Source organism: bacterium, from assembly GCA_040755795.1.
Taxonomy (GTDB): domain Bacteria; phylum UBA9089; class CG2-30-40-21; order CG2-30-40-21; family SBAY01; genus JBFLXS01.
In genome coordinates, this window is sequence record JBFLXS010000234.1 from 1 (window position 1) to 6,259 (window position 6,259).

The 6,259-nt window shown below is 36.7% G+C and carries 6 protein-coding genes; all 6 read left to right on the forward strand.

Translation table 11 applies throughout. The features are described 5' to 3' along the window. The first annotated feature begins 536 nt into the window (after positions 1–536). The 6 genes from AB1414_13560 (at position 537) to AB1414_13585 (ending at position 5,794) form a co-directional block, all read left to right on the forward strand. Positions 537–1,376 carry a HepT-like ribonuclease domain-containing protein gene (locus tag AB1414_13560; protein MEW6608449.1) on the forward strand — a complete coding sequence of 280 codons (840 nt, stop codon included), beginning with the start codon at positions 537–539 and terminating at the stop codon, positions 1,374–1,376. A 675-nt stretch (positions 1,377–2,051) separates the two neighbouring features. Then, positions 2,052–2,633 (forward strand): Uma2 family endonuclease, encoded by a 582-nt coding sequence (locus tag AB1414_13565; GenBank protein MEW6608450.1) that lies wholly within the window; start codon positions 2,052–2,054, stop codon positions 2,631–2,633. 91 nt (positions 2,634–2,724) lie between these two features. Continuing rightward, complete coding sequence (locus AB1414_13570) at positions 2,725–2,940, forward strand: hypothetical protein (GenBank protein MEW6608451.1); 216 nt, start codon at positions 2,725–2,727, stop codon at positions 2,938–2,940. Further along, positions 2,931–3,482, forward strand: coding sequence for a nucleotidyltransferase (locus AB1414_13575; protein ID MEW6608452.1), 552 nt, complete (start codon positions 2,931–2,933; stop codon positions 3,480–3,482). Before AB1414_13570 ends, AB1414_13575 begins: the two co-directional genes overlap by 10 nt. Positions 3,483–3,635: 153 nt before the next feature. Beyond that, on the forward strand, positions 3,636–4,820 hold the full coding sequence (locus AB1414_13580; protein MEW6608453.1) for an RNA-binding domain-containing protein: 1,185 nt from the start codon (positions 3,636–3,638) through the stop codon (positions 4,818–4,820). Next, positions 4,817–5,794 (forward strand): AAA family ATPase, encoded by a 978-nt coding sequence (locus tag AB1414_13585; protein ID MEW6608454.1) that lies wholly within the window; start codon positions 4,817–4,819, stop codon positions 5,792–5,794. Before AB1414_13580 ends, AB1414_13585 begins: the two co-directional genes overlap by 4 nt. The last annotated feature ends 465 nt before the right edge of the window (positions 5,795–6,259 follow it).

Consider the following 6,259-nt stretch of genomic DNA (forward strand, 5'->3'; position numbering starts at 1 on the left):
ATATACCACATTTAAGATAAAAAGTCTATATTTTTTTCAAAAAACAAAAATCTTTACGAAAAATATATTTCATAATCCCGAAAAACCCTCATAAATACCCATTTCTTATTTTCACCGAGAATTGCTGTACACCGAAGGCATTCGGGGAAGAAAAAAGCCTTGACATTTTGAATAATTTCAGTATAATATAGTCTAGAGCCGAGAGCGTTCTACATTTACCACTGTTAAAACTTAAATGAAGGTAGTGTTGTGTCAAAATTTCTATCTAAACTTTTGCGTTTTTTTTATAACTTACTGTTCTGCAAGAAGTTAGAGCCTGAGTAACATTTTAGCCATCTGAAGTGAAATTCAGGTAATCAGTTATCGGTAATCAGGTTATCGGTAAAGGGAAAAGATCAATGGGTTGTTACCGATTACCGATTACTTGATTACCGATTACCTTGCACTTCATTTGGGTAAATAGTTACGAGCCTGAATCCACAACAGGCTCAAAAACGCAAAAGTTAAGTTAAGTAATATTCTCAAGAGGTGTCAAATTGTTCACATTGCAAATTACAGATTTAAAAGATTATCTTGAGAAAAACCAGAAGGTTGTTTTAGCATTTCTCTTTGGCTCGTATGCCAAAGGATTTGAAATGGAAGAATCTGATTTTGATCTGGGGATTTATTTTAAAGACTATTCTCAAAAAGAAGAAGATAGAATTTGGTTTGATGTAGCCAGGATAATTAAAAAAGAAGTTGACTTAGTCTGCTTAAATGAAGCCCCGGCAAGCTTGATTTCCAGTGTCTTTAAAACGGGAATTCCATTAGTAATTAGAGATAAAAATTTATACTGGAATCTTTATTTGAAAGTAAGTTTAGAGGCAGAAGATTTTTCAAGGTTCGTAGAAGATTTTGAGAGAATTAAAAAGAGAGCAAAATCACTTGCTGAAGAAGAAAAAATAAATTTAAGATTACGATGTGATTTTTTAGAAACAGAGTTCAACGAACAGGATAGATTTAAGGAATTGAGTTGGAAAGAATATTTAGAAGATAGGGATAAAAGAAGACTTATTGAGAGATGGACAGAAAATATCCTTAATGCCACAATTGATATAGCCAAGATTATTTTAGCATCAGAGAAAAAAAGAATGCCAAGAAGTTATGAAGAGGCATTGTTTGATTTTGCTCTTTTGATTGGATTTGATATGGAAGCGGCAAAGAAATTTTCAAGATTTGCTAATTTAAGAAATCTATTAGCTCACGAATACTTAGATATTCTTTACCAAAGAATTCAATATTTTATTCAAGAAGCCCCTGAATTTTATAAAAGAATATTTAATTTTGTGACTGCTCAGTTATCAATTGACAGCTCTTTGCGAGAAAATAATATTTAACTAGTCTATCTCTACGGACACGGATACCGAATAGGGTTCACGAATTTTCAGTGTTTCATCTGTGTTCATCTGTGGCTGAATAGTTACACTCAAGATAAAAAATAGGATTTTCATTGGTGAACGGTAGTGCTCGGAGATTAAGTATCGGTTCCAGGTCTATGTTCCGAAGCGTCAAATCTTGCCAAAGGCAGTAATACGGATTATCCGTAGCGCTCTGACCTGTTTTAGCATGCCGTTCACCATTTTTACTACATTCACAGAAATCTCAAAGAACAGTAACTATTCAGCCACTGATTGACACGGATTAGCACGGATAAATACAGAGGACAGAAGATAGATGAGAAAGGGAGAAACGGGGAAATCTGTGTCCCCTGCAGGGCACAAAGGATGATGAAAAATAATAGCACGCTGATGACGCTGATAATGCGGATATTCGCGGATACAAAATAGAAGATAGAGGACAGAAAAAAAGAAAGAAATCAGCGAAAATCCGTTAAATCCGTGTCATCCGTGTTCTATTCTTAAAGCTATTTTCAGGGGAAATTAAAAATCTGTGAAATCTGTGGTAAAATCTTGCGGATATTTTCAGGGCACGAATTTTCCGTGTTTCATCCGTGTCCATCTATGGCTGGATTTGTTGAGGAGCATTCAATTTTAGTAATAAGGAGTTATTGAATGGGGCTTCCTGCAAAAAAAATAGAAGAACGATGGACTTATGGTGATTATCTAAAATGGCCAAATGAAGAACGGTGGGAATTGATAGATGGAATAGCCTATGATATGAGTCCATCTCCTTCAAGAAGGCATCAGGAAATAGTTGGGAGTATATTTGTCCAATTCCATAATTATTTAAAGGACAAATCCTGTCAGGTGTATGTTGCCCCTTTTGATGTCCGATTGCCTGAGGCTGACGAGGCGGAGGAAGAGATAGAAACCGTAGTTCAACCAGATATTGTCGTTGTTTGTGAGACGAAGAAACTTGATGACCGTGGATGTCTCGGTGCCCCGGATATAATCATAGAAATATTATCCCCATACACCGCCAAAAAAGACCTGATTACCAAATACCACTTATATGAAAGGCATCAGGTCAAACAGTACTGGATATTTGACCCGATAACTGAAGAGGTGGTGATATTTAAACTTAAAGAGAATAAATATGTAGAGCCTGAAGAATATAAAAAAGAAGAGAAGATACAGGTGGATATCTTTAAAGGTTTAGAAATAGATTTGAGCACAATATTTCCTGCTGAGTGAATACGAATTACACAAATGGACGAATGACACGAATAAAGAATAAGCAGGACACAAAGTGGTAAATTTCATACAAGAGGATGTGAAATTAAAGATGAAAAAAGGAAAAAATAAGGGGCTTTTGGATAAAAAGAGGTTTGAATGGATAGAAGAGGAAAGAAAGAAGGAATTAAGAAATCTTACAATGGATATGGCTGTGAAACAAGTAGAAAGATTTCTTTCCTCAAGATTTGTTTTGGAGTTAAAGGGAAGTTTCAGAAATGACACACCTTGCTCTCTTAAGATAGGTTTAAAAAGAAAATGCTCTTAGATGATGTATATAAAAAAATAGTTTCCTTCCTTAATAAAAATGGATATAATTATTTAGTGATTGGCGGTATTGCAGTAGGTGTGCTTGGAGAAGCAAGGTTTACAGAGGATGTTGATCTGTGTTTGTTTATAAAAAAGAAGGATGTTTTAGATTTTCTTAAAAAGGCACACGAGGAAGGGTTTTCTTTTAACAAAGAAAGGATAAAGGCTCAAATGAAAATAGCGGGCGTTTTTCAAATTTCTATTGAGGACTTTCATATTGATTTTATTATAGCATCAACAGATTTTGAAAAAACTGCTTTAACCAGAAGGAGTTTAATAACACTTCATAGTGTCTCTGGGTATTTCCCAACACCCGAGGATATGATTATATTTAAAGTAATTCCCAATAGACCAGGAGACATTATTGATGCGGAAGGAATTGTTATAAGACACAAAGGAAAACTTGATGAGAAATATCTTATATCCTGGGCACAAAAACTTTCAGATGAAGCAGAAAATATGAGGATATATAATGAGGTAAAGAGATTATTAAACTTATAAATGGCCTTGTCAGGTTAATATTTGTAAGTCCAGATTTGTGTTGTGTCAAAAATAATATTAAAGGATATGAAAGAAATTAGGAAATAAATAAAAGGTGTTTTTGGACAAACGGGTTTTTCGGATAGGTTGTAAATACGGTTGAAATAAAACATAATGGATTTGAATGAGTTAAATAGGTTAATTAAAGATATTGAATCTGATCGAGTAGAACGGAAGGAATCTCTCTCTGAGAAAGATAAAATTTGTCAGGGTATTTGTGCCTTCGCCAATGACCTTCCTAATCATCAAAAACCAGGATACATCTTTATTGGCGTAAGGGATGATGGAACACTTAATAACCTTTCCATTACTGATAGAATGTTGAGGGAACTTGGAGGGATTAGAACTGAGGGAAATATCCTTCCTCCTCCGATGATGAATGTTCAAAAACATACCTTTGAGGGAATAGAAGTAGCCGTGGTGGAGGTATTTCCATCAGAATCTCCACCTGTGCGGTATAAAGGTTGCGTTTGGATTCGTATAGGCCCTCGCCGTGCCACTGCCACGCTTGAGGAAGAAAAACGGCTCAGTGAGAAACGGATATATGGAAATCTTCCGTTTGATACCAGACCTATCTCAGGAGCTACCAGAAATGAGATTTCAACTGGATTATTTCAAAATGAATATCTTCCGTATGCTGTTGCACCGGAAGTTATAGAAGATAGTCAACGAACTATTTTTGAACAGATGACCTCACTTCGGTTTCTGACAAAACCTGATGGGCAACCCACTGTCGTAGGTATCCTTGTGGCAGGAAAGGATACTCAATACTGGTTTCCAGGGGCTTATGTCCAATTTTTGAGAATAGAAGGAACAGAGATTACAGATTCTATTAAGGACCAGAAAGAGATTAGAGGTGTTTTATCTCATCAATTGCGCCTGTTAGATGACTTAATTCAATTGAATATTTCCAGTGTCATAGAAATTCCTGATTATGGTACAGAGATTCGAACTCCTGATTATCCCGTCAAGGCTATTCAGCAAATTATTCGTAATGCAGTGATGCATCGCACTTATGAAATGACTAATGCTCCAGTTAGATTCTATTGGTTCGCAGATCGAATAGAGATACAAAGTCCAGGTGGATTGTATGGACAGGTTACACCAGAAAACATCCGTGCAACTACAGATTACAGAAATCCAAGGATTGCAGAGGCAATGAAAACAATGGGCTTTGTGCAACATTTTGGAATGGGAATACAGATAGCGGATAAAGAACTGGTCAGAAATGGTAATCCTCCGTTAGAATTTATCTTTGAACCAACCTATGTTCAGGTAACCATAAGGAAACGACAATGAAACCAATAATTATTGCTCTATTTAATAATAAAGGTGGTGTTGGTCAGACTACTGTAGTATATCATTTGGCTCATATATTCCCTCGGATAGGCTATCCTGTTCTGGCAGTTGATTTAGACCCGCAGGCAAATTTAACTGAAGCCTTTTTTGACGAAGAAACTATAGCAGAACGACTTGAAAATCCTAAAAGTGGAGAGACTATTTATTCATGCATAGAACCTATTATGGAAGGAACAGGTGATATTCAAACGCCTCAACCAGGAAAAGTAGTAGACGGACTATTTCTTCTGAGTGGAGCGTTACAACTGAGTCTTTTTGAAGATAATCTTTCGGATGCATGGCCACGAAGTTATGAAGGTAATATGAGTGCTCTACGAGCAACAACTGCATTTTATCGAATTATACTACTTGGTGCCCAGAGCTGTAAGGCAAAGATTGTCTTAGTAGATGTTGGCCCTAATTTAGGAGCAATAAATCGAGCAACGATATTATCTTTAGATTACCTTGTTTTTCCTTTAGAAGTTGACCTTTTTTCATTACAGGGACTCCGCAATTTAGGACCAAAGATTCGTGCCTGGCGAGAGAATTGGCAAATTATCCGTAGCAAATATCCTGCTCCTTCAATAGAAATTCCATCAGGAGATATGAACCCAATAGGTTATGTAGTCTTACAGCATGCTATGCGGCTTGATAGACCTGTATTATCTTACAATCGCTGGCTGGAAAGAATTCCAAAAGAATATCGTAAGTCTATACTTAACATATCTGAACAAGAGATAGAGTCTCCAGACCCATATTGTTTAGCTTCATTGCGGCACTACAGAAGTCTAATGCCAATGGCACATGAAGTCCACAAACCAGTATTTGACTTGCAACCTGCTGATGGAGCAATAGGAGGACATGTACATCTTGTCAAAACAGCTGGTGAAGAATTTAGAACTCTAGCTGAAACTATCCTGAAAAAAATACAGTGACGCACATAATTATCTTGATATTTTAGGTAACTATTCAGCCACTGATTATCACGGATAAATACCAGATAGTAGAGGACAAGAGGTAAGATGGAAGGGGCGAGAGAGCAGAGGGTGTCCCCCGCTGGCGGAGGATTAAAGGGAGGAAGTTAGAAGGAGAAACCAGGCATGTCCACGGGGTGGACACAAACGACGATGAAAATTAATGGGACACAGATGAACACAGATAACACAGATAAATTAAAGAATTAGATTTTTACCTTTGTGCCTTTGTGTGATATATTTTCAAAAGAAATCCGTGCTCATCCGTTTAATCCGTGTCATCTGTGTTCTATTTATGCGGCTATTTTCAGGGGAAACCGTCATGCCCCTGCGGGGCACAAAGGAGGATGAAAATTTTGCTTGAATTTCCAGCTTCCTTGTGTTATTCTTACTAAGAAAGAGGCAAGGAGACTTGCCCAAAAGAAA

Coding starts and splice junctions, on each gene's coding strand:
- AB1414_13565 (MEW6608450.1), top strand. CDS start 2,052: ATGGGGCTTCCTGCAAAAAAAATAGAAGAACGATGGACTTATGGTGAT.
- AB1414_13570 (MEW6608451.1), top strand. CDS start 2,725: ATGAAAAAAGGAAAAAATAAGGGGCTTTTGGATAAAAAGAGGTTTGAA.
- AB1414_13575 (MEW6608452.1), top strand. CDS start 2,931: ATGCTCTTAGATGATGTATATAAAAAAATAGTTTCCTTCCTTAATAAA.
- AB1414_13580 (MEW6608453.1), top strand. CDS start 3,636: ATGGATTTGAATGAGTTAAATAGGTTAATTAAAGATATTGAATCTGAT.
- AB1414_13585 (MEW6608454.1), top strand. CDS start 4,817: ATGAAACCAATAATTATTGCTCTATTTAATAATAAAGGTGGTGTTGGT.